20 protein-coding genes are annotated in these 23,129 nt (G+C 71.1%); 9 read left to right on the forward strand and 11 right to left on the reverse strand.

Annotated features, from left to right (window positions below):
- Together HHX30_RS16335 and HHX30_RS16340 are read right to left on the reverse strand one after the other, a co-directional pair.
- A partial coding sequence (locus tag HHX30_RS16335; protein WP_169982822.1) for a hypothetical protein occupies nucleotides 1-499 on the reverse strand: 499 nt, incomplete at its 3' end.
- A gap of 194 nt (nucleotides 500-693) precedes the next feature.
- Entirely contained in the window at nucleotides 694-1,320 is a 627-nt protein-coding gene (locus tag HHX30_RS16340; RefSeq protein WP_169982823.1) for a DUF305 domain-containing protein, read from the reverse strand.
- 173 nt (nucleotides 1,321-1,493) lie between these two features.
- Here HHX30_RS16340 and HHX30_RS16345 point away from each other — a divergent pair, with 173 nt between their 5' ends.
- A complete protein-coding gene (locus tag HHX30_RS16345) occupies nucleotides 1,494-2,909 on the forward strand; it encodes an LVIVD repeat-containing protein (RefSeq protein ID WP_169982824.1) in 1,416 nt (471 codons plus the stop codon).
- A gap of 192 nt (nucleotides 2,910-3,101) precedes the next feature.
- Here HHX30_RS16345 and HHX30_RS16350 read toward each other — a convergent pair whose 3' ends face one another.
- A complete protein-coding gene (locus HHX30_RS16350) occupies nucleotides 3,102-4,031 on the reverse strand; it encodes an RDD family protein (RefSeq protein ID WP_169982825.1) in 930 nt (309 codons plus the stop codon).
- A 62-nt stretch (nucleotides 4,032-4,093) separates the two neighbouring features.
- On the opposite strand from HHX30_RS16350, the gene HHX30_RS16355 reads away from it, so the two are divergent.
- On the forward strand, nucleotides 4,094-5,086 hold the full coding sequence (locus HHX30_RS16355) for a stage II sporulation protein M (protein WP_169982826.1): 993 nt from the start codon (nucleotides 4,094-4,096) through the stop codon (nucleotides 5,084-5,086).
- Nucleotides 5,087-5,149: 63 nt separating this feature from the next.
- Here HHX30_RS16355 and HHX30_RS16360 read toward each other — a convergent pair whose 3' ends face one another.
- Genes HHX30_RS16360 through HHX30_RS16380 form a run of 5 tightly spaced genes read right to left on the reverse strand, consistent with a single transcriptional unit; the run spans nucleotide 5,150 to nucleotide 10,511 of the window.
- Nucleotides 5,150-6,475, reverse strand: a complete 1,326-nt coding sequence (locus HHX30_RS16360) for a DUF58 domain-containing protein (protein WP_169982827.1) — start codon at nucleotides 6,473-6,475, stop codon at nucleotides 5,150-5,152.
- Between the two features lie 7 nt (nucleotides 6,476-6,482).
- Nucleotides 6,483-7,442, reverse strand: a complete 960-nt coding sequence (locus HHX30_RS16365; RefSeq protein WP_169982828.1) for a MoxR family ATPase — start codon at nucleotides 7,440-7,442, stop codon at nucleotides 6,483-6,485.
- Nucleotides 7,439-8,578: a DUF4350 domain-containing protein gene (locus tag HHX30_RS16370; RefSeq protein ID WP_169982829.1), complete on the reverse strand. Its 1,140-nt coding sequence runs from the start codon at nucleotides 8,576-8,578 to the stop codon at nucleotides 7,439-7,441. Before HHX30_RS16370 ends, HHX30_RS16365 begins: the two co-directional genes overlap by 4 nt.
- A complete protein-coding gene (locus HHX30_RS16375) occupies nucleotides 8,575-9,213 on the reverse strand; it encodes a DUF4129 domain-containing protein (protein WP_169982830.1) in 639 nt (212 codons plus the stop codon). The genes HHX30_RS16370 and HHX30_RS16375 overlap by 4 nt, the downstream gene beginning before the upstream one ends.
- The gene (locus tag HHX30_RS16380) at nucleotides 9,210-10,511 is read right to left on the reverse strand and encodes a glycerophosphoryl diester phosphodiesterase membrane domain-containing protein (protein WP_169982831.1); all 1,302 of its coding nucleotides are present in this window, start codon (nucleotides 10,509-10,511) and stop codon (nucleotides 9,210-9,212) included. Before HHX30_RS16380 ends, HHX30_RS16375 begins: the two co-directional genes overlap by 4 nt.
- A 283-nt stretch (nucleotides 10,512-10,794) precedes the next feature.
- Between HHX30_RS16380 and mtrA the strand changes: the two genes are divergently transcribed.
- The 6 genes from mtrA (at nucleotide 10,795) to HHX30_RS16410 (ending at nucleotide 17,824) form a co-directional block, all read left to right on the forward strand.
- Entirely contained in the window at nucleotides 10,795-11,472 is a 678-nt protein-coding gene (mtrA, locus tag HHX30_RS16385; protein WP_030509347.1) for an MtrAB system response regulator MtrA, read from the forward strand.
- A gap of 17 nt (nucleotides 11,473-11,489) precedes the next feature.
- Complete coding sequence (gene mtrB / locus HHX30_RS16390; RefSeq protein WP_169982832.1) at nucleotides 11,490-13,238, forward strand: MtrAB system histidine kinase MtrB; 1,749 nt, start codon at nucleotides 11,490-11,492, stop codon at nucleotides 13,236-13,238.
- Entirely contained in the window at nucleotides 13,228-14,994 is a 1,767-nt protein-coding gene (locus HHX30_RS16395; protein WP_169982833.1) for an LpqB family beta-propeller domain-containing protein, read from the forward strand. Before mtrB ends, HHX30_RS16395 begins: the two co-directional genes overlap by 11 nt.
- Before the next feature lie 44 nt (nucleotides 14,995-15,038).
- Complete coding sequence (locus tag HHX30_RS16400) at nucleotides 15,039-15,761, forward strand: ComF family protein (RefSeq protein WP_169982834.1); 723 nt, start codon at nucleotides 15,039-15,041, stop codon at nucleotides 15,759-15,761.
- A 527-nt stretch (nucleotides 15,762-16,288) separates the two neighbouring features.
- A complete protein-coding gene (hpf, locus tag HHX30_RS16405) occupies nucleotides 16,289-16,957 on the forward strand; it encodes a ribosome hibernation-promoting factor, HPF/YfiA family (protein ID WP_169982835.1) in 669 nt (222 codons plus the stop codon).
- Between the two features lie 162 nt (nucleotides 16,958-17,119).
- Nucleotides 17,120-17,824 carry a response regulator transcription factor gene (locus HHX30_RS16410; RefSeq protein ID WP_169982836.1) on the forward strand — a complete coding sequence of 235 codons (705 nt, stop codon included), beginning with the start codon at nucleotides 17,120-17,122 and terminating at the stop codon, nucleotides 17,822-17,824.
- A gap of 52 nt (nucleotides 17,825-17,876) precedes the next feature.
- Here the strand turns inward: HHX30_RS16410 and HHX30_RS16415 are convergent, their stop codons facing one another.
- A complete protein-coding gene (locus HHX30_RS16415) occupies nucleotides 17,877-19,130 on the reverse strand; it encodes a DNA glycosylase AlkZ-like family protein (protein ID WP_311922485.1) in 1,254 nt (417 codons plus the stop codon).
- 69 nt (nucleotides 19,131-19,199) lie between these two features.
- The gene (locus HHX30_RS16420; RefSeq protein WP_169982837.1) at nucleotides 19,200-19,472 is read right to left on the reverse strand and encodes an HGxxPAAW family protein; all 273 of its coding nucleotides are present in this window, start codon (nucleotides 19,470-19,472) and stop codon (nucleotides 19,200-19,202) included.
- 219 nt (nucleotides 19,473-19,691) lie between these two features.
- On the opposite strand from HHX30_RS16420, the gene secA reads away from it, so the two are divergent.
- On the forward strand, nucleotides 19,692-22,493 hold the full coding sequence (gene secA / locus HHX30_RS16425; RefSeq protein WP_169982838.1) for a preprotein translocase subunit SecA: 2,802 nt from the start codon (nucleotides 19,692-19,694) through the stop codon (nucleotides 22,491-22,493).
- 65 nt (nucleotides 22,494-22,558) lie between these two features.
- Here secA and HHX30_RS16430 read toward each other — a convergent pair whose 3' ends face one another.
- The gene (locus tag HHX30_RS16430) at nucleotides 22,559-23,014 is read right to left on the reverse strand and encodes an Rv3235 family protein (RefSeq protein WP_169982839.1); all 456 of its coding nucleotides are present in this window, start codon (nucleotides 23,012-23,014) and stop codon (nucleotides 22,559-22,561) included.
- Between the last annotated feature and the right edge of the window lie 115 nt (nucleotides 23,015-23,129).

The following is a 23,129-nucleotide window of genomic DNA, read 5'->3' on the forward strand; positions in this document are numbered from 1 at the left end:
AACTGCGGGTGGAGGCATGCCCATGCCGCCGAGCCTGCCCCGCCCGATGCACCCGCCCCACCCGATCCGCCAGAGCACACGTGATCCGATCCCGCGCGAACACCAACTCCTCAGCCTCAGCCAGACAGACATCCACATCGTCCGGAACCGGCGCCAGCGCCAACGCCCGCGCCGACTCACGAACAGAACCGATCAGCACCCACGACGACCGGCTCCGAGCAGCGCCAGTAGTCGCATTCGGAGCTCCGGCATCGTCTGTATTCGTCTTGGCGCCGGCGCCGGTCGCTCCGCAATCGCTATGCGTATTGTCCGCGAATTCGGCTTTATCGCTCGCGATCGAGAAATATTCAGGGCGACAGTCGTCGCGGGCGAGCGACCCGTCGGACGACCACAACGGCGAACCGGCTGTCAGCTGATCCCACCAGTCGTCATCGGGAGCGTTCGAACGGTCATGGTGATCAGGATCGGATTTCGGCATATCCATCACACCCCCGCTCATCGATTCGAAAGCTTGTATGAATCGTGGCACGTCCAGGAGGCGGGAGACAAGTTCGCCGGACGATTTCCTGGGGTCACAGGAAAGGAGAGAAAGTGTCGTTACGGATATGACTGCTCATATTTCGCCACATCCGGGCGCCGGTCCCGTCCCCGCCCGCTCGGGTCGATTACCGGTGGGGTGAAGCGCGGGGAAGGTCAGGCGTCCCGCATCGCCTGCATGCGCCGGATCTCAGCGGTCTGCTCGGCGATCACGTCGGTGGCCCACTGCTCGATGGTGAGATGAGAGCCCTCGGTGAGCACCGTCGTCGCCATGGCGATGGCGCCCTCGTGGTGAGCGATCATCAACTGCAGGAACAGGCGGTCGAACTCCGGCCCTGACGCGGCCTTGAGCGTGGCCATCTGCTCGGCGGTGGCCATGCCCTGCATGCCCTCGTGCTCGGCGTGATGGCCCGGTCGCTGCAGGCGCTCCTGGTCCAGCCACGTGGTCATGGCGCGGATCTCCGGCTCCTGCGTGTGGTGGATGCGGTCCGCGAGCGCCTTGAGCTTCGCGGAGGAGGCGCGGGTGGGGGCCAGGGCCGTCATGTCCAGCGCCTGCCGGTGATGCACGATCATGTCTTGGACGTACCGTACGTCGGCCGCGTTGACGCTTGGGGAGGGTACCGCCGTCGCGGCCTCGGCGGGGCTCAGCGTTCTGGCCTCCTCGCCGGGCCTGCCCGGCGCGATCACGGGGGCGGTCGACACGGGCGCGCTGCCACTCACGTCCTCGGAACAGGCGCTCAGAGCCAGCACGGCACCGGCCATGACGATCAGTGCGAACCGCACCCGGCTGGCCTCCCTGCGTAGAGCGTGTGGGAGTCACGACGCTAATCGGGCCGAGATAAGCGGTCAAAGGGCAACATGTGGCAGTTCTATTTACATAGTGATAACTGGCGGGACACTCCGGTCAGACGTGACGATGCGATCATTTATCTCCCCCTTATAGAGGAGGACACCGAGTGTTCACCCTGCGCCGCAGCGGCCGCGCCCTGGCCGTAACAGGAGCGGCGTTCGTCTTGGCTTTATCCGCCGCTCCCGCCCAGGCAGCCGATGTGCTGGCCCCGGGCGAGATCGCGATGAGCCCGAACGTCACGCACGTCGCGAACGTCCCGACACCCAGCGCGATCGCCGGCACCATCAACACCGACATGGCCTTCCAGGGCGACTACGCCTACATGGGCAACTACGGTGGCTTCAGCATCATCGACATCAAGAACCCGCAGAAGCCCGAGGTCGTCAGCTCGGTCGTCTGCCCTGGCTCGCAGATGGACATGTCCGTCTACGGCAACCTGCTGATCGGGTCCGTCGACTCCTCCCGCAACGACGACTCCTGCTCCAGCGTCGCGCAGTCGGCCGCGCAGAAGAGCTCGTGGGAGGGCGTGCGCATCTTCGACATCAGCGACAAGGCCAACCCCAAGTACGTCAAGTCGGTCGAGACGGCGTGTGGCTCCCACACGCACACGCTCGTGCCGGACAAGGCGGGCAAGAACGTCTACGCCTACGTCTCGTCCTACAGCCCGTCGGATTCCTTCCCCGACTGCCAGAAGCCGCATGACCTGATCTCGATCGTCAAGATTCCGCTCGACAACCCCACCGCGGCGTCCGTGGTGAAGACGCCGGTCCTGTTCCCGGACGGCGGCAACCCCGGCGACGGGATGTCGTACCCGAACGGCACGTCGGCGACGACCGGCTGCCACGACATCACGGCCTACCCGTCCAAGGGCCTCGCGGCCGGCGCCTGCATGGGTGACGGCATCCTGATGGACATCAACGACCCGGAGAACCCGAAGGTCATCGACGTCGTCCGCGACGACGAGTACTTCGCCTTCTGGCACTCGGCGACCTTCAACAACGACGGTACCAAGGTCATCTTCACCGACGAGCTCGGCGGCGGCAGCAGGGCCACCTGCAACGAGGCGATCGGCCCGAAGCGTGGTGCCGACGCGATCTACGACATCGCCCCCGGCAACAAGCTCGCCTTCAAGAGCTACTTCAAGATCGCCCGCCACCAGGCCGACACCGAGAACTGCGTCGCCCACAACGGCTCGCTGATCCCGGTCAAGGGCCGCGACATCATGGTCCAGGCGTGGTACCAGGGCGGCATCTCGATCTGGGACTTCACCGACTCGGCGAACCCGCACGAGATCGGCTTCTTCGAGCGCGGTCCGTGGTCGCAGCCCCTGAGCGGCGGCTACTGGTCGGCGTACTACTACAACGGCTACATCTACGGCAGCGACTTCAACCTGGGGCTCGACGTCTTCAAGATCAACGACCCCCGCACCAACCAGGCCAACAGCGTGAAGATGGACATCTTCAACCCGCAGAACCAGGGCGAGTACGCCGAGCACGGCAAGGGTGTTCCCGGCGGCCGCTGAGGATCTGCCCGACCAGAGCTAACCAAGCCCGGGTCTGACTGACCAGAGGTATCCGAACCCGCAACGCAAGGAGGCGGGCATCTCCGGTGCGACCTCTCCCTCAACGCACCGGCGATGCCCGCCTCAACCCCACTGCAGGTATGCCCCATGACCTGCAATGACCTCAGGTGCCCCGCGAATCGGCCTCTACACCTAAATCGGCGGAACAAATCCTCCCGATGTCGGCGGAGCCTCTCCGCGCGGCGGTTCCGGCTCCCGTGGCGGGGCCGGCGGCGCGTGGTAGGCGGGGCTCTGAACCCCGTGCCCCTGAACGCCGTGCCCCTGAACGCCGTACCCCCCGACGCCGTACCCTTGCGGGCCGTACGACGCGGTAGCGGAACGGGCCCGGGCGAGCCGGATCTCCTCGCGGCGCCTGCGTTCGGCCAGCACGGCGGCAAGGTAGGCGTACGGCGGGACTCCCGGCGGGGGCGGCGGCGCCACCTGCGCGCTGACCTGACCGGCCACGCGCAGTCCCATCTCCTCCCGCATCCCCGGGCTGAGCTGGTGCCACCGGGACAGGTACTGGCGGGCGGTGTTGGCCAGGTCGTCGGACAGCCCGGACAGCTCCAGCGTCGCGGCCCACGACGCGAGCGGCGGGGGCATCTCCGGCGGCGGGGCCTGCCGCGGCGTCCGCTCCCCGATGACGATCGTCCCGGCGAACAGGTCCCCGAGGCGCTTGCCGCGCTGGTTGACGAGCGAGGTGATGAGCGCGGGGGCGCCGGAGAACGTCCAGAACTCCAGGAACCCGGCGAGCCCGCGGAACAACGCCTGCCGGAAGCGCTCCGGCCCGCCGTCGTCGCTCACCACGCGCAGGCCGAGGGCGAGCTTGCCCAGCGAACGGCCCCTGCTGATCGTCTCGAACGCGACGGGGTAGCCCACGGTGACCAGCACGATGAACAGGATGAGCAGACCGGTGGCCAGCGACGTGTCGGTCACCAGGGACACCTGTGTGATCAGCACGAACGCCGTGATGATCGCCGCCCACTGGACGGTCCAGTCGATGAGGAAGGCCAGGGCGCGGCTGGAGAGCTGGGCGATGCGAACCTCGACGACGACCGCCTCGCCGGTCACGACTTCGGACACACTGCGCACCCTACTGTGTTCGATTGCCGCACCTCGCCGCTCCCGCCGATAGGGTCCGGTCCGTGGACATCGATGCGTTCGTCGCCGCGAGCAAGCCGTCCTGGGACCGGTTGGACGACCTCGTACGGCGGCAGCGCACGCTGCGTGGCGCGGAGGTCGACGAGCTGGTCGACCTCTACCAGAGGGCGGCGACCCACCTGTCGATCGTGCGGTCGGGGTCGGCCGACGCCCTCCTCGTCGGTCGCCTGTCGTCGCTGGTGGCGAGGGCGCGCGCGGCGGTCACCGGCGCCCACAGCCCGGCCTGGCGGGAGGTCGCCCGGTTCTTCACGGTGTCGTTCCCCGTGGTGGCCTACCGCGCACGCCGGTGGTGGATCGGCGCGACTGTGGCCTCACTCGCGGTCGCGTACGTCGTGGGCGTGTGGGTGGCGGGCGATCCCGCGGTGCAGAACCTCGTCGGCACACCCGAGGAGATCCGCCAGCTCGTCGAGCACGACTTCGCCGACTACTACTCGGAGAACCCGGCGGCGTCGTTCGCCGGCCACGTGTGGCTGAACAACGCCTGGGTGTCCATGCAGGTCGTGGTCTCGGCGATCCTGCTCGGCCTGCCCATTCCCTGGATCCTGTGGCAGAACGCCGCCAACGTGGGGCTCCTGGGCGGACTGATGCACGCGCACGACAAGGCGGACGTGTTCTGGGGGCTGATCCTGCCGCACGGCATGCTGGAGCTGACCGCGGTCTTCCTGGCGGCGGGCGCCGGGATGCGGCTGGGCTGGACCGTCATCGATCCCGGCCCGAGGCGTCGCGCGGAGGCGCTGGCAGAGCAGGGCAGGGCCGTGATGAGCGTCGCGCTGGGCCTGGTCGTGGTGCTGCTCGTGTCCGGGCTCATCGAGGCGGGGGTCACCCCGTCGGGCCTGCCGACCTGGGCGCGCATCTCGATCGGCGCGCTCGCGGAGGCGCTCTTCCTGGCGTACGTCATCGTCTTCGGCCGCCGGGCGGAGCGCCGGAACGAGACGGGGGACATCGAGCACGCCCCCGACCTCGCGCCCACCGCCTGAACCACCGCGTGAACCGCCGCGTGAACCGCCGCGTGAACCGCCGGGTGAACCGCCGCGTGAAACTCAGAGCCGGCCGGCGGCCTTCAGAGCGAGATACGCGTCGGCCAGCGCGGGGGCGACGTCCTCCGGCAGGGCGTCCACGACCTCCACACCGTGACGGCGCAGCACGGCGGTGATCTCGCGTCGCTCGCCGCGCAGCCGCTCGGCCGCGGCGGCGTCGTAGACGGCCTCGGCGGTGCCGCGCCCGGCCGCCATGCCGGCGACCCGCGGATCGGCGACCGAGGCCACCAGGACCATGTGCCGGGACGACAGGCTGGGCAGCACGGGCAGCAGGCCCTCCCGCATGGCCGCCGCGTTCAGGTCGGTCAGCAGCACCACCAGGCAGCGCCGCCGCGCCCTGGACAGCACGGCCGCCACCATTCCGGCCGCGTCGGCCTCGACCAGCTCCGCCTCGATCGGCGCCATCACGTTCACCAGCGACGACAGCACCTCGGTCCGCGACGCGCCGGACACCTGGGCCCGTACGGCCCGGTCGTAGGCGAGGAAGTCGACGCGGTCGCCGGCCCGGGCGGCGAGGGCGGCCAGCAGCAGCGCCGCGTCCATCGACCAGTCCAGCCGGGGCCATCCGGAAGGGCCGGAGCCGGGCACCGGCGCCACGCCGACCCGGCCCGCCGAGGTGCGGCCCGTGTCGAGCACGATCAGCACGCGGCGGTCGCGTTCGGGCCGCCAGGTCCGCACGACGACGTCGCTGCGCCGGGCGCTCGCCCGCCAGTCGATCGAGCGGACGTCGTCGCCGACCACGTACTCGCGCAGCGAGTCGAACTCGGTGCCCTGGCCACGGACCAGCGCGGGATGCCGCCCGTCGAGTTCGCGCAGCCGGGCCAGCCGCGCGGGCAGATGCCTGCGGCTGAGGAACGGCGGCAGCACCCGGACCGTCCACGGCACGTGGAACGTGCGCTGCCGCGCCGCCAGGCCGAGGGGCCCGACCGAACGGACCGTCACGGCGACGGCCTCCCGGTCGCCCCTGCGGGTGGGCGTCAGCGTCGTGACCAGGCGCCGCCGCTCGCGGGGCGGCACGTCGAGCGCCGTCCGCCGCGGGGCGGCCCCGGCCGAGGGCTGCCAGGCGTCGCGCAGGACGCCCCGGACCCGCCGCCGGCCGGGGTTGTCCACGATCAGGCCGATCGCCGCCGACTGCCCGAGCCGCACCCGCCGTTCGCCGTCGCGTTCGAACCGCAGCCCGCGCACGGCCCCCGCGAGCAGCAGGTCGGCCGCCACGAGCACGACGAGCACGAGCAGCGCGGCCAGCACGGCCAGGCCGGGCTCGGGGGCGAGGAGCACGACGATCGCGGCGAGGGCGGCGAGCAGTCCCGCGCGTCCGGTCAGCGCCACGCGGCCCTCACCGGGGAACGGGGACGGTGGCCAGGATGCCCTCCAGGATGCCGTCGGGGGTGGCGCCCTCCAGTTCGGCCTCCGGACGCAGCCCCACCCGGTGCCGCAGGGCGGGCCGCGCCAGGGCCTTCACGTCGTCCGGCGTCACGTAGGACCGTCCCGACAGCCAGGCCCACGCGCGGGCGGCGGCGAGCAGCGCGGTGGCCCCCCGGGGTGAGACGCCGAGCTGCAGCGAGGGCGACTGCCGGGTGGCCCGGGCGACGTCCACGATGTAGCCGAGCACCTCGGCTCCCACGTGGACCTGGGCGACCGCCCGGCGTCCCGCCTCGAGGTCGGCCGCGGACGCCACGGGCTTGATCTCCGACAGGTCGCGCGGGTCGAAGCCGAGCGCGTGCCGCTCCAGCACGGCGATCTCCTGCTCGCGCGGCGGCAGCGGCACGGTCAGCTTGAGCTGGAACCGGTCGAGCTGCGCCTCGGGGAGCTGGTAGGTGCCCTCGTACTCGACGGGGTTCTGCGTCGCCACGACGATGAACGGATCGGGCAGCGCGCGGGCCTCGCCCTCGACGCTGACCTGCCGTTCCTCCATGGCCTCGAGCAGGGCGGCCTGGGTCTTCGGCGGGGTGCGGTTGACCTCGTCGGCCAGCAGCAGGTTGGTGAAGACCGGCCCCTCGCGGAACTCGAACTCCGCCGTCCGCGCGTCGTAGACCAGCGACCCCGTGACGTCGCCCGGCATGAGGTCGGGGGTGAACTGCACCCGCTTGAAGTCCAGCGCGAGCGTGGCCGACAGCGTGCGTACGAGCAGGGTCTTGGCCACGCCGGGCACGCCCTCCAGCAGCACGTGACCCCGGCACAGCAGCGCGATGACCAGGCCGGTGACGATCGGGTCCTGGCCCACGACCGCCTTGGCCACCTCCGCACGCAGCGCCGCGAGCGCGTCGCGCGCGGCGTCCGATTCAGGAATGGTCAAGAGTCTCGTACCTGCCTTTCGAGTGTGTCCAGGTGGGCGGCGAGGGCCACCAGCGCGGTGTCGTCCCCGGGCGGCGGGCCGCACAGCAGCGTCAGCACCGGCTCCGGGTCCCGGCCGGTACGGGCGGCCGCCGCGACGGCGACCTCCTCCGGGGTGGCGGTGCGGGGCAGTCCGAGGCGGGGGGCGAGCCGGTCGGCCGCGGCGGCCCGCAGCGCGAGGGCGGCTCGGTCCCTGGCCCGGCGGGACCGGTAGAGGCGTCCGCGCCCCTCCACGGTCTCCGCCGCCCGCACGACCACGGGCAGGCGCTCGACCACGACGGGCCCGAGCCTGCGTCCCCGCCACAGGGCGACCACGGCCACCGCGACGGTGAGCTGGATGACCGCCCACACCACGCCGGCGGGGATGAGGTCGCCGAGCGATTGGGCCTCCTCGTCCGTCCCGCCGCCGGTCTCGGTGGAATCGTCCGGCGCGGCGAGCCAGATGAGTTTCGCCCGCGCACCTGCCAGGTTCAGCGCGAGCGCCGCGTTGCCGTCCTCCGCGAGGCGCAGGTTGGTCAGGAACGACGCGTCGCCCAGCACGGTCACCGTGTGCCCGTCCGCGGCGTAGCGGACCAGGGCGTGCCCGTCGCCGGCCGGGTAACAGCCCGTGGCTCCCGGCGGCCCGGTGAGGGACACGCCGCCGGTGTAGGCGTTGCCGGCCCGCACCGCCTCTCGCAGCGTGCACTCCGGGGCCCGGGACCGGGTACGCGCCTCGCCCTCCCTGCTCACACCGGGAGCGAGCACGTCGAGGTACGGCACGGAGCCGACGACGAGCCGGTCGCCGAAAGCCGCGGCGATGCGGCCCGCGGCGTCGCGGTTCAGGAAGCTCGCCTCGGTGAGCAGCAGCAGGGTATGCGGCCCGGCGGCGGCCACGGCCGCGGCGGGGGTCTCCACGCGGGCCACCTGCACCCCGTGCGCCTCCAGCAGCCGGGCGAGGGCGGCGCCGCCCTGCAGCGAGGTGTCCCCGGGATCGAGGGCACGGCCCTCGGACGGTCCCCCCGACAGCAGTATGGGCAGCGCCGCCGCGACCAGCACGAGCGCCGCCAGCAGCGCGACCCGGGCCGTCTGCCGCGCGCGCCCCGACGTCCCGGCGGTCATGCGGCCGCGCCCGTGCGGGCCGACCGCAGGCGTTCGTCCAGTGCGGTGAGCGTCAGGTAGCCCTCCCGGGTGCCGCCCGCTCCGCCGTAGGTCACGTCGTCGAACAGGCGTGCCGCCGCGCGCAGGCCGGCCGCGTGGGGCGGCAGCGCCTGCCCGGCGGCCTCGGCCAGCTCGTCGGCGGTCCGGCCCGGCATCGGGCTGACGACGGCGCGTTCCTCCAGTTCGCGGGCGATGGCGCGCAGCCGCTCCTGGATGGCCCCGGCCCAGCCGCCCTCGGCCGCCAGGCGTTCGGCCTCGGCGCGATGCTCGGCGGCCGACCGCTCGCGCTGCCCGAACACGGCTCCGCTCTCCGTGCGCCGGCCGCCGGAGAAGCGGCGCAGGGCCCACAGGAGCAGCACGGCCAGGACGGCGAGGAGGACGGTGATCACGATGAGTGACACCACGCCGCCCTCGCCCGTGCCGCCGCCGCTCAGCAGGTCGCCGAGGAACTGCGAGATCTCCCGCCGCAGCCGGTCGAACAGCGGCTCGTGCTGGTAGCCCGCCCGGGACAGCTCGCGTGCCGCCTCCCGCGCGGCCTCGTCGCGGCCGGCGTCGACGGGTGAGGCGAGCAGTGCGGCGGCCCGCACGACCGTCACGCCTGCGGGCCGTAGGGCCCGTAAGGTCCGTACGGCGGAGCCCCGTGGTAGGGCGCGGAGCCCGGCCCGGCGCCGTAGCCCGGGTGCCACAGGTCGTCGATCCCCGCGTGCACCCAGCCCTGCGACTGGTTCCGGGCCGCCGCCGTCTGCAGCACGAGGTCGAACGCCTCGGCCCGCATCCGCCGGTCGGCGTACAGCAGACCGGCCACGCCCGCCTGGAACGGGTAAGTGATCATGGAAGCGAGGACCTGCCCGACCGCCAGGAGGATCGCCGCGACGATGGTCCCGGCCGCCGTGCCGCCGCTCAGCATCCCGATGAGCGTGCCGCTGAACGCGAACGGCACCGCCAGCACGCTGCTGATGATGGCCGCGAGCAGGGAGGTGAGCAGCAGGATGCCGAGCACCCGCCAGCTGTCGCCCTTCACCAGCCGCCACGAGCGGGTCATGGCGTCGGTGACCCCGCGACCCTCCAGCACGACCGCGGGGGCCGCGAGCGACAGGCGCGTGTAGAAGAACAGCAGGTACGGGATGTAGGCCAGGAAGAACAGCAGGCCGACGACGACCGCGGCCCCCGCGGTGGTGTTCGCCGTGCCGTCGAACGCGCCGGCCGCGGCCAGACTCACGAACACCGCGACGAGCGCGAGCAGCGGCAGCAGGAGGATGAGCCCCTGCAGCAGCACCAGCCCGAACAGCGCGGGCACCCGCGACCGCGCGAGCCGCCACGCCTCGCCCACCGTGATCCGCCCGCCGAACACCGCGCGGCCGAGCACCCGGGTGAGGATGCCGGTGAGGATCGTCGTGCCCACGAACGTCATGACGTAGCCGACGAGCCCGCCGATGAGCTGGGAGGTCCCTCCGGCGAGCGGCCCGCTCACCGCGTCGGCGGCGTACGGGTCGCTCAGGAGCTCGCCGAGCGAACCGAAGGAGAAGGCCTGTCCGACGGCGGTCGGGATCGCGGTGATCGCCGCCACGATCGCCGACAGGCCGAGCGTGGCCTTGGGGTTCGACCGGATCAGCTTGATCGTGCCGTCGAGGATGTCGCCGAGCGCCAGCGGGCGCAGCGGGATGATGCCCGGCCGCGGCGCGTCCGGCGGCCGGTACGCGTACGGCCCGCCCGGAGCGGGGGCATGGGGGGCGGGCGGATACGCGCTCTGCGGCGGACCGGAGGGGGGAGGACCGGCGGAACCCCCCGGTCCGCCGGGGGAGGCCCAGGATCCGGCGGCCCCGCCGTACGGGGGAGGCTGCTCGGCCGCCCAGCCGGAGGGCACGTCGGGGGTGGAGCCGGGGCCGTCTGTCATGTCCCAATCCTGGCATGATGTACGAGCCTGCCGCGCGATCGTACGCGAGGCTCTCAGGGGATGGCCGAAACGGGGGGTGCGAGAGCACACTTGGAACGTGACCGCACCACGGGATTCCCGCCGGTGTGACCGCATCTGGTCAGATAATCGCGCGCTACGTTTGCTGCGCCTAAACTCCAACCTCTGTCATGGTCGTGTAACACCCAAGTGGCGGCCACCGGTAGCCTGCGGGGGAACCTGTGACAAACGCCCAAATCTCCCATACGCGTACGAATGAGGGGCCATGAAAGGACGCGTGCTGGTCGTCGACGACGACGCCGCTCTCGCCGAGATGCTCGGCATCGTCTTGCGCGGGGAGGGTTTTGAGCCGTCGTTCGTGTCCGATGGCGACAAGGCACTCGACGCCTTCAGGGACACCCGGCCGGACCTCGTCCTGCTCGACCTGATGCTCCCCGGCGCCGACGGCATCGACGTCTGCCGCCGCATCCGCGCGGAGTCCGGTGTCCCGATCGTGATGCTCACGGCCAAGAGCGACACCATCGACGTCGTGCTCGGCCTGGAGTCCGGCGCGGACGACTACATCGTCAAGCCGTTCAAGCCCAAGGAGCTCGTCGCCCGCGTGCGCGCACGCCTGCGCCGCACCGACGAGCCGACCCCCGAGATCCTGCAGATCGGCGACATCACCATCGACGTGGCCGGCCACTCGGTCAAGCGCGGCGAGGAGACCATCAACCTCACGCCGCTCGAGTTCGACCTGCTGGTCGCGCTGGCCCGCAAGCCCCGCCAGGTCTTCACCCGCGAGGTGCTGCTGGAGCAGGTCTGGGGCTACCGGCACGCCGCCGACACCCGCCTGGTGAACGTGCACGTCCAGCGCCTGCGCGCGAAGATCGAGAAGGACCCCGAGCACCCCGAGATCGTCGTCACGGTCCGGGGTGTGGGCTACAAGGCCGGTCCGGCCTAAGCCCGCCCGTCGTCGCCATGCCGGTCCCCGCGAGGAAACTGCGTCGCCGGACCCCGGGCCAGATCGCCCGCGGGGTCCGCAGACGCGCGCGCCGCCTCGCGGGCCGGCTGCGGCGCGCCTGGCGGCGCTCGCTCCAGCTTCGCGTCGTCACCAGCACACTCGTGCTGTCGATGGCCGTCGTGGCCGTCCTCGGCGTCTTCCTGTACCAGTCGATCAGCGCCTCGGTGCTGACCTCCAGCGAGGTGGCCGCGGTCGAGGAGTCCCGGGCGAACGTCGCGACCGCGAGCGGCTACCTCACCCAACCGGCGGACGTGACCGACAACGCTCAGGACGCCACGGCCCAGGGGCAGACGGTCAACCCGGTCGACGCGGCGGCCAAGGCCCTGACCGACCGTTCCGGAGGCCGCTACGACGTCGTCGTCTTCAACGACGCATCGATCGGCGAGGGCCGGGCGTCCGGCCAGATCGACTGGTCGAGCATCCCGGCCTCCCTGCGGGAGAAGGTCCAGAGCAGCGAGGAGCAGTCGCTCACCAAGGCGTTCACGAAGATCCGGTACATCGGCGCGAAGCAGCCCGAGAGCGGCATGGTGGTCGGCGCCCGGGTGAACGGCGCCTACGAGATCTACCACGTCTTCCCGCTCGGCGACGAGGAGAAGACACTGCTCACCGTCCAGCGGATGGTCTTCGGCGCGGGAGCCGCGCTCGTGCTGCTGCTCGCCGGTGTCGCCTCCCTGGTCACGCGGCAGGTGGTCACGCCCGTACGGCTCGCGCGCCAGGCCGCGGAGCGGCTCGCCGCGGGCCGCCTCGAGGAGCGGCTCAAGGTGCGCGGGGAGGACGACCTCGCCCGGCTGGCGACGTCCTTCAACGAGATGGCGTCCAACCTCGCTTTGAAGATCCACCAGCTGGAGGAGCTCTCGCAGGTGCAGCGGCAGTTCGTCTCCGACGTCTCCCACGAGTTGCGCACGCCGCTGACGACCGTCCGGATGGCCGCCGACCTGCTGTACGAGGGCCGCGACGACTTCGACCCCGCCTCCGCCCGGGCCGCCGAGCTCATGCAGAACCAGCTCGAACGCTTCGAGTCGATGCTCGCCGACCTGCTGGAGATCAGCCGGTACGACGCGGGCGCGGCCACCCTCGACCTGGACCCCGTCGACATGCGCGACGTGGTCCTGCGCGCGGTGGGCGACTCCGAGACGCTCGCCGAGCGGCAGGCCACCCGGTTCGAGCTGCGCCTGCCCAACGAGCCCTGCATGGCCGAGGTGGACGGCCGCAGGGTCGAGCGCATCCTGCGCAACCTGCTCTTCAACGCCATCGAGCACGGCGAGGGCAAGGACATCGTCGTCACGCTCGGCGCCGACCGCGACGCAGTGGCCGTGGCCGTACGCGACCACGGGGTCGGCCTCAAGCCGGGTGAGGAGACGATGGTGTTCGACCGCTTCTGGCGGGCCGACCCCTCCCGCGCCCGGACCATCGGCGGCACCGGGCTCGGCCTGGCGATCTCGCGGGAGGACGCCATGCTGCACGGCGGCTGGCTCCAGGCGTGGGGCGCTCCGGGGGAGGGCAGCCAGTTCCGCCTGTCGCTGCCGCGCGTGGCGGGCGCCCCGCTGCGCGGGTCGCCGCTCCCGCTCGTGCCGCCGGAGGTCGAGATGCGGCGCACGTGGCGCGGCCACGCCACGCCGGTCCTGACCCCGGCCGCCGGCGTCGCGCCGGAGGCGGCGCCGCGGGCGAGGGAGAACGTGGAGGCGGGGGCCTTCGATGCGGAGTGAGCGGCTCGGCGCCCGCCGTCTCACCGCTGTCGCCGGTGCGGCGCTCGTCCTGGTCACCGGCGGGGCGGGGTGCGCCACCGTGCCCACGAGCGGCAGCCCCCGCCCGGCACAGGAGGACCACGGCAAGGACACGCTCAGCCAGCCGTACGTGCGGCTCATCGCCACGCGGCCGAAGAAGGGCGCCCTGCCCGAGGACATCGTCAAGGGCTTCCAGGCGGCCATGGCGGCCTTCGACGACCGGGAGCTGAGCGTCGCCAGGGAGTACCTCACCCCCGGCGCGGCCAAGGCCTGGAACCCGTGGCGGCAGACCCGGATCTACGAGGGCAAGATCGAGTCGGACCGGGCGCAGAACCTCCAGGAGGTCACGCGGACGACGGTGACGCTGAAGGGCACGGCGGTCGCCACGATCGACGAGGAGGGCAGGTCCACCCCGTCCGCCGGCAACTTCGTCGAGCCGTTCACGCTGGTCAAGCAGAACGGCGAGTGGCGGATCGACGTTCCGCCCGACGCCCGCCTGCTGTCGTACGACGACCTGTGGCGCGCGTACCGGAAGGTGGACCTGTACTACCCACCGGCCACCGGGGAGGTCGGCCTCGTGGCCGACCGCGTGTGGGCGCCCGTCGAGCCCAGCCGGGGGGTGCCGGAGACGCTGGTCCGCCGCCTGCTCGCCGGACCGACCTCGTCCATCAGGAACGCGGTCAGCAGCGCGTTCCCGCCGGGAACGCAGCTCAACCGCATCACGGTCGAGGGCGACACGGTCGTGATCGACTTCTCCTCGGAGCTGGAGTCGGTGCCCGCCGACCGTCTCGACGCGCTGAAGGCCCAGCTCGTCTGGACGCTCGGCGAGCTGGTGACCGGCCGGACCGTCGAGATCCGCGCGAACGGCAGTTCGGGGCTGCGCTTCCGGCCCGCCGACTACGCCCGCTACGACCCGAGCGTGCTGACCGGCTCGGTGCAGGCGTACTACATGCAGGGCGGCAGGCTGCTGCAGTTCAAGGAGAAGGGCGACGGCACGCCGGTGCCAGGCGCGGCCGGCGAGCAGGCCGGGAAGTTCTCCCAGCCGGCCGTCTCCGACCCCGGCGAGTTCCCGCCCCTCGTGGCCGCCCTGGTCAACGGCGACGGAGTCTACGCCGCCCCGATGACACCGGGCAGCCAGTGGCAGCGGTGGATCGCGGGCGGGGACATGAGCCCTCCCTCCTGGGACCGTTACGGGGCCGTCTGGTCGGCCGAGAGGGTCAACCCGCACGAGAGCCGGGTCTGGGTGGCCGAGAACGGCCGGGCCCGCCGGGTGGACGTCAACGAGGAGCTGTCGTACGGGCGCATCGTCAAGCTGCGGGTCTCCCGGGACGGCGCCCGTGTCGCCGCGATCCTCGACGACGGCCTCGGCACCTCCGTGAAGATCGGCACGATCGTCCGCAACGGCCAGCAGACCCGGATCGAGTCCGTACGGACGCTCATCGAGCCGCGCGACGCGCAGAAGATCAAGGACATCGCCTGGCAGGACGCCGCCGATCTGCTCGTGCTGTCCGAGGGCAGGAGCGGCCAGGAACTGGTCATGTGGTCGGTGATGGAGGGCGTCGTCCCGGGCGACGGGCCCATCAAGCTCGACTCGAAGGTCAAGTCGGTCGCCGCCGCCCCCGACCACGTCCTCGCGGCGGCCGACGACGGCCAGGTGCTCACCTACAGCATGGACAAGCACGCCTGGACGCCGCGCGCGTACAACGGCGCCACCAACCCCGTTTACCCCCTCGGCTGAGCCGCCCAGGGCGGATTGTCGGTGGCGGGCGGCATGCTGGGGGCGTGCCGGCGGCCCTGCTCGACCTGATCCTTCCGCCCCGCTGCGCCGGATGCGGCGCGCCGGGCGCGGTGGCCTGCCCGTCCTGTACGGCCGGGTTGCTGCGGGAACCGGCTCCCCGGCCGCCGGACCCGCCGCCCGCCGGTCTGCCGGACTGCTGGTCGGCCACCGCCTACGACGGAGCGGCCCGCCGGATGATCCTCGCGCACAAGGAACGCGGCCGTACGGCCCTGGTGCCGGCCCTGGCCGCCTCGGTGAGCGCCTGTGTGGCCGCGTGGGCGGCGGGCGGGGGAGCGGACCGCGAGCTGTGGCTGGTGCCGGTTCCGAGCGCCAGGGCCGCCTCTCGCCGCCGCGGGCACGATCCCGTGCGGAGCCTCGCCACGGCGGCGGCCCGCGAGCTGTGCCGGCGGGGCCGTCCCGCCGCCCTCGCGCCCCTGCTCCGCCAGGGCCGGCGCGTGGCCGACCAGGCGGGGCTGGGATCGGCGGAGCGGGCCGTCAACCTGTCGGGCGCCTTCGAGGTCGTGCCGGGCGCGGCGGCGCGGCTCCGGCCCTCCGGCCGCCGTCCGGGGGCCGTCGCCGTGGTCCTGGTGGACGACGTCGTTACGACCGGGACGACGCTGGCGGAGGCGGCCAGGGCGCTGCGCGCCACGGGCACGGAGCCGGCCGTGGCGGTCACGATCGCCGCGACACGCCGGAGACGCCGGATTGGTGAACATCACCGACAGTAAAGACTCGTGCAAGCCTGGGGCATCCCGCGGTGGAGCGGATCGCTGCCGGATTTGCGGCGACTTCCCTGCTCAATCCAGGTGTGGATGCCGCGCTGGCGGGGATTCCCAGAACATGACCGCGAATTTTCCATCGGCCAGACGGCAACCGGGATCACGCAAAGTGATCGTTTAGCCGATCTCCTGGCTGACATTCGAGGCGGTAGCGACTAGCGTTCAGACATGGCACCCGTTCGGGTCCGTGGTTGCGCCGGGCCGACTCCATCGCGGAGTCCGGCCTGGTTAGCCGATGCCAGCCGCAGGCGAAACGGCCCACGTAAGGCGACTCTTGGTCGACCGATCACGGTGCGGCTTAGGAGTAAGTCCTGCCCTCCCGGGGGTCCAGATGTCCCCCGTCAGAGGAGAAGGGTAGTAGTGGCGAGTGAGCTGCGAATCTCTCAGCAGGCGAATGTGGGGACGAAGACCAGGTCGGCCGGACGGGTGTCCAAGGAGCGCGTGCACCACCGTCGATGTGCGAAGGGGGGCTTTGCGTGGAAATCATCGTCAAGGGACGGCACACCACTGTAGGTGACCGGTTCCGCGATCAAGTGACGTCCAAGCTGGCCAGGATCCAGAAGCTCAACAACAAGCTCATCCAGATCGACGTAGAGGTCTCAAAGGAGCCCAATCACCGGCAAAGTGGGCAACGTGAACGGGTGGAGCTGACGATCCACTCGCGGGGCCCCGCCATCCGCGCCGAGGCCTGTGCGGACGACCGGTTCTCGGCGCTGGACATCGCCATCGGCAAGCTGGAGGAGCGGCTGAGGCGCCTGGCCGACCGCCGCAAGATCCACCATGGGAAGAACTATCCTCGCTCGGTCGCCTCGTACACCGCGGTGGCGGATGTCCAGGGGGAGATCCAGACCCTCCGGGAGGAACCGGAGCCGGCACCGGTCGCCGAGATCCCGGCGGAGACCGCAGCGGAGCGGGGCGCGAGCTTCGAGCCCATCGTGCCCATCGAGATGGACGGCGAAGGACCGCTGATCGTTCGCGAGAAGTTCCACAAGGCCGACCCCATGACGATCGACCAGGCGCTCCTGGAGATGGAGCTGGTGGGTCACGACTTCTACCTCTTCCGGGACAAGGAAGGGGGCCAGCCGAGCGTCGTCTACCGCCGGCGCGGCTATGACTACGGAGTCCTCAGGCTCGTCGAGAGCTAGTTTCCGCGAGGCGCCCCGGCCCGGACATCTGGGCCGGGGCTCCGCACATCCGGGAACAAACCGGGCGGAGAGGGACGGGACGGGCGCAACAAGATCCCTAACCACCCTGGCACCCGTGTAATGATGGCGATCCAGCGTCCTTGGCCCCCGCAAGGAGGTTCCGTGACCCGACCCGACGAGGCGGCCCGAGCAGCCGGTCGAAGCGAGCCGATCCGTGTGCTGATCGTCGACGATCACGCGCTGATCCGCCGCAGTCTGGAGCTCGCGCTGGCCGCGGAGGCGGACATCGAGGTGGTAGGCGAGGCGAACGACGGCCAGGAGGCGGTCGAGCTCGCGGACCGGTTGATGCCGGACGTGGTCCTGATGGACGTCCGCATGCCGAGGCTGGACGGCATCGGGGCGACCCGGAAGATCAAGGAGTCGGTGCCGAGCACCCGGATCATCATGCTGACGGTCAGCGACGAGGAGGAGGACCTCTTCGAGGCGATCAAGGCCGGTGCCACCGGATACCTGCTCAAGGACGTCCAGATCGACGAGGTGCCCGACGCCGTGCGCGGCGTCCACGAGGGTCAGTCGCTCATCAACCCCGCCATGGCGGCCAAGTTGATCAGCGAGTTCGCGAACATGAGCCGCAAGGAGGCCGAGCGGCCTCCCCAACTCCCGGTTCCCCGCCTGACCGACCGGGAGATGGAGGTCCTGCGCCTCGTCGCGAAGGGCATGAACAACCGCGAGATCGCCAAGGACCTGTTCATCTCCGAGAACACGGTGAAGAACCACGTCCGCAACATCCTGGAGAAGCTCCAGCTCCACTCGCGCATGGAGGCCGTGGTCTATGCCGTGCGCGAGCGGCTGCTGGAGATCACCTGAGCGGGGTGACCGCGTCGTCCGTCGTCATGGCGTCCACCGCCGGAACAGGTCCTTAGGGGGCACTTGGCGACTGCCTGGCCGGTGCCCGCTCGGGACCGCGGGCCACGGCGGCGCGCAACGGGCCCTCCAGGTCCGGCGCGGCGACCCGCTCCACCCGCACGTCGGTGCAGCCGACCCAGCTCGCGGCCTCCCACAGGGCGTCGCTCATCGCCTCCACGGCCCGCCCGCGGCCGCCGCCCGGCTCGAAGCCGACCTGCCGGGCGACCAGCGTGGCGCCCTCACGGGCCGGGTCGACCCGGCCGATGATCCGCCCGCCCGCGAGCACCGGCATCGCGAAGTAGCCGTGCACCCGCTTGTCCCTCGGGACGTACGCCTCCAGGCGGTGGTTGAGGCCGAACACGCGCTCCGCCCGCGCCCGCTCCCAGATGAGCGAGTCGAACGGCGACAGCGGCGTGGTGCGGTGCCGCCCGCGCGGCTCGCTCTCCAGCGCCGCGGGATCGGCCCAGGCGTTCGGCCCGCCCGCGTCCGCGCCGCGCCGGGCGGGCCAGCCCGACACGCGTACGGGCACGAGGCCGGCCGCGCCGCTCAGCAGCGCATCGTCGAGCATGGCGGCGTGCCCGCCCTTGACGCGGGTGAAGTCGACCAGGTCCGCCCTGGTCGCCACGCCGAGCGACCGCCCGGCGATCGCGGTCAGCCGGGCCACGCACTCCTCGTCGGGCAGGTCCTGGGCGAGCAGGTCCGCCGGGACCGCGCGCTCGGCCAGCTCGTAGACGCGCCGCCAGCCGACGCGGCGGGTGCAGACGACCTCACCGATGTCGAGCAGGAACTCGATGGCGATCTTGGTGTCCGACCAGTCCCACCACGGGCCCCCATTCTTGGCGCCGCCGATGTCGGCCGTCGTCAGCGGGCCGTCCGTGCGCACCTGCTCCAGGACCTTGTCGACGACCGGCGGCACCTCGTGCCAGCGGAACCGCCGCTCCCGGTAGGCCCGGCGGCGGAAGGCGTACAGCGGCCACTGCTCGATGGGCAGGACGCAGGCGGCGTGGCACCAGTACTCGAAGGCCCGGGCGGGGTCGTCCCAGTAGGCCCGCTCGACCGCGGCGCGCCCGACCGCCCCGAGACGCGCGTACGCGACGAGCTCGTGGGAGCGGGCGAGGACGGAGATGGTGTCGAGCTGGACGGCGCCGACGCGCCGCAGCATGGCGGAGACACCGCCGCCGCGGGCTGCGGCGCCGAGGAAACCCTGGGCCCGGAGGATGATCCTGCGGGCCTCGTCAGCGGTGAGATCGGCGGTCAGGTCGGTCACAGCCACAGATGCTAGACGCCGTGACCGACAAAACGCTTACGGTGGTTCGGGTTCGGGTCCGGGTCGACCTCAGGAGGTGATCGACCGGTGCTCGAACGGCGAGTGGTGCTCCTGGACCGGAACCTCCCGGGGGGCGTCCACGATCACGTCCGAGAAGATGTCGAACGCGAGCGCGAGGAGCCCGCCGACGGCGCAGATGCCCACGCCGATCCAGACGAAGAGCCAACTCGGGCCGAGGGTCAGCGCCACGCCCCCGACGGTGAAGCCGATGAGGATGATGGAGACGGCGAGCCAAGATTTGGCGCTACCCGCGTGGCTGCCCTGGTGTCCGCTCTGTGCCATACCCCGTTTTCTACCTGATGGCAGAGGTGGTCGGAACATCGGGGGATCCTTGGGCGCGGTTTTCCCCTTATGAGTTACGCGATTGTGCCGCGGCGCTCCGTCGATAGCAGGTGGGTGTGTCTGGTACTGGAACCGCCTACGATGGCTAGCGGGGAAGTATGTCTCGTCCTCACACCCCGGTGATCGGCCGGGGTAGACCTGCGAGGAGCTTTACTAAAAGTGCCAGCCATTCTCGACAAGATCCTTCGCGCCGGCGAAGGCAAGACTCTGCGGAAGCTCAAGCGCATCGCCGAGCAGGTCAACTCCATCGAAGAGGACTTCACGAGCCTGTCCGACGCCGAGCTCCGCGCACTGACCGCCGAGTACAAGCAGCGCCACGCCGAGGGCGAGTCCCTCGACGACCTGCTGCCGGAGGCGTTCGCGACCGTCCGCGAGGCCGCCCGTCGAGTCCTCGGGCAGCGCCACTTCGACGTGCAGCTCATGGGTGGCGCCAACCTGCACATGGGCAACATCTCCGAGATGCGCACCGGTGAGGGCAAGACGCTCACCTGTACGCTTCCCGCGTACCTGAACGCCATCTCCGGCAAGGGCGTCCACGTCGTCACGGTCAACGACTACCTGGCCAAGCGCGACGCCGAGACCATGGGCCGCGTCCACCGCTTCCTCGGCCTGGAGGTCGGGGTCATCCTGGCGAACATGCCGCCGGAGGAGCGCCGCAGGCAGTACAACGCCGACATCACGTACGGCACGAACAACGAGTTCGGCTTCGACTACCTCCGCGACAACATGGCGTGGTCGATGGAGGAGTGCGTCCAGCGTGGCCACAACTTCGCCATCGTGGACGAGGTCGACTCGATCCTGATCGACGAGGCCAGGACTCCGCTCATCATCTCCGGCCCGGGCGAGCAGTCGGGCAAGTGGTACCAGGAGTTCGCCAAGATCGTGCCGCGGCTGCGGCGTGGCACCGAGGGCAAGGACGGCGAGGAGAGCACCGGCGACTACGTCGTCGACGAGAAGAAGCGCACCGTCGGCATCCTCGAGGCGGGCGTGGAGAGGGTCGAGGACTGGCTCGGCATCGACAACCTCTACAAGCCCGAGCACACCCACCTCGTGCAGTTCCTCAACAACGCTCTCAAGGCCAAGGAACTGTTCAAGAAGGACAAGGACTACATCGTCGTCGACGGCGAGGTCCTGATCGTCGACGAGTTCACCGGGCGCGTCCTGCACGGCCGCCGCTACAACGAGGGCATGCACCAGGCCATCGAGGCCAAGGAAGGTGTGAAGATCAAGGACGAGAACCAGACTCTCGCCACGATCACCCTCCAGAACTACTTCCGCCTCTACGAGAAGCTGGCCGGCATGACCGGTACGGCCGCCACCGAGGCCAACGAGTTCCACCAGACCTACAAGCTGGGCGTCGTCCCGATCCCGACGAACCGGCCGATGGTCCGCATGGACCAGCCCGACGTCGTCTACAAGACCGAGGACGCCAAGTTCCAGGCGTGTGTCGATGACATCAAGGCGCGCTACGAGAAGGGCCAGCCGGTCCTCGTCGGCACCACCAGCGTCGAGAAGTCCGAGAAGCTGTCGCGGATGCTCAAGCGCCAGGGCGTGCCCCATGAGGTGCTGAACGCGAAGAACCACGCCCGTGAGGCCGCGATCGTCGCCGAGGCGGGCCGCAAGGGTGCGGTCACCGTGGCGACCAACATGGCCGGTCGAGGCACCGACATCATGCTCGGTGGCAACCCCGAGTTCCGCGCCGACCTGGAGCTTCAGCAGCGCGGCCTGTCGCCCTCCGAGACTCCGGAGGAGTACGAGAAGGCCTGGGCCGAGGCGCTGGAGAAGGCGAAGGAGGCCGTCAAGGCCGAGCACGAGGAGGTCACCGAGTCCGGCGGTCTCTACGTGCTGGGCACCGAGCGGCACGAGTCGCGGCGCATCGACAACCAGCTCCGCGGTCGTTCCGGTCGTCAGGGCGACCCCGGCGAGTCGCGCTTCTACCTCTCGCTCGAGGACGACCTCATGCGGCTGTTCAACTCGGCCCGGGTCGAGATGATCATGACGCGGCTCAACATCCCGGACGACGTGCCGATCGAGTCGGGCATGGTGTCCAAGGCCATCGCCTCCGCGCAGCACCAGGTCGAGCAGCAGAACTTCGAGATCCGCAAGAACGTCCTGAAGTACGACGAGGTGATGAACCGCCAGCGCACGGTCATCTACGCCGAGCGGCGGCGGGTGCTGGAGGGCGCCGACCTGCACGAGCAGGTCCGCGGCTTCGTCACCGACGTCATCGACGACTACGTCAAGGGCGCCACCGCGGAGGGCTTCGCCGAGGAGTGGGACCTCGAGAAGCTGTGGAAGGCGTTCGGCCAGCTCTACCCGATCTCCTTCACCGTCGACGAGCTCATCGAGCGGATCGGCGGCGACCGGGAGGACCTGTCGGCGGAGCTCATCGCCGAGAAGGTCAAGGAGGACGCGCTCGCGGCCTACGACCGCCGCGAGGAGCAGCTCGGCTCCGAGGCGATGCGCGAGCTGGAGCGCCGGGTCATCCTCTCCGTGCTCGACCGTAAGTGGCGCGAGCACCTCTACGAGATGGACTACCTCCAGGAGGGCATCGGCATGCGCGCCTATGCCCAGAAGGACCCGCTGATCGAGTATCAGCGCGAGGGCTTCGAGATGTTCACCGCGATGCTCGACGGCATCAAGGAGGAGTCGGCCGGCTACCTGTTCAACCTCGAGGTCGAGGTGCAGGCCAACCCGATCGTCGAGGAGAACGCCGAGGACGACACGGCGCTCTCCGAGACCGGCTCGATCATCGCCCGGGCCCTGCGGCAGCCGTCGCGGCCGACCGAGATGGTCTACAGCGCGCCGGGCGAGAGCGGCGACGTGGAGGTCAGCCGGGTGCGGTCGACCCCCGAGCAGCGCGCCGCCTACGGCGACACCGAGCGCAACGCGCCCTGCCCCTGCGGCTCGGGCAAGAAGTACAAGCGCTGCCACGGGGACCCGCGCAACCAGCAGGCGTGACGTGACCTGAGAACGGACCCCGCCGGGCCTGCCCGGCGGGGTCCTTCGCGTCACGAGGGCCCCGGTCACGCGGTCTCGAACTCGGTGACGAGCCACTGCACGCCCTGCCGCTCCAGTCGTACGGCGAGCACGTGGCTGCGCGGCCCGCAGTGGACGAGCAGGCACATCTCGATCGCGCCGTCGCGGGGGCGTTGTACATGGGGAAGACCTGTCAGCGGCGGCCGCTCGGCGTCGATCATCTTCCCGGCCCGGACCAGTTCGCGGTAGGCCCGCTCGGTGAGCCGTCCGGCGACGGTCTCCGGAGGCCTGCGGCCCGCCAGGACCTCCGCGAGCGCCTGGCCGAGCCCCCGCAGGCGGCGCTCGTCCGTGGGCGTGCCCGTACGGCGCGGGACCGGGGCCAGGGCCAGCGCGCCGTACGTGCCGGGGCGCGGCGTGATGTGGCCGCCGCCGTCGCGCTCGTCGTACGGAGGATCGGCCGGGGGGACGGACGTGAGCCGTGGCAGGGGGACGGGCTTGGGCATCGGGACTCCGCTCTCGTGCGCAGTGAACCTGACGCCTAATAGAGGTTGCGGTCATCCCTCCTGATACCGGGCACGCCAACTTTGCAGCGTGGCGGGCCTTTGTGCCGAGGTTCGT

The sequence above is a fragment of the Microbispora sp. H10836 genome, from assembly GCF_012999525.1.
Classification (GTDB): Bacteria; Actinomycetota; Actinomycetes; order Streptosporangiales; family Streptosporangiaceae; genus Microbispora.

Excerpts from the sequence above, each read along its gene's own strand:
- HHX30_RS16370 (WP_169982829.1), bottom strand. The coding sequence starts at position 8,578 with ATGACCGCCGGGACGTCGGGGCGCGCGCGGCAGACGGCCCGGGTCGCG.
- HHX30_RS16380 (WP_169982831.1), bottom strand. The coding sequence starts at position 10,511 with ATGACAGACGGCCCCGGCTCCACCCCCGACGTGCCCTCCGGCTGGGCG.
- mtrA (WP_030509347.1), top strand. The coding sequence starts at position 10,795 with ATGAAAGGACGCGTGCTGGTCGTCGACGACGACGCCGCTCTCGCCGAG.
- mtrB (WP_169982832.1), top strand. The coding sequence starts at position 11,490 with ATGCCGGTCCCCGCGAGGAAACTGCGTCGCCGGACCCCGGGCCAGATC.
- HHX30_RS16395 (WP_169982833.1), top strand. The coding sequence starts at position 13,228 with ATGCGGAGTGAGCGGCTCGGCGCCCGCCGTCTCACCGCTGTCGCCGGT.
- HHX30_RS16420 (WP_169982837.1), bottom strand. The coding sequence starts at position 19,472 with ATGGCACAGAGCGGACACCAGGGCAGCCACGCGGGTAGCGCCAAATCT.
- HHX30_RS16430 (WP_169982839.1), bottom strand. The coding sequence starts at position 23,014 with ATGCCCAAGCCCGTCCCCCTGCCACGGCTCACGTCCGTCCCCCCGGCC.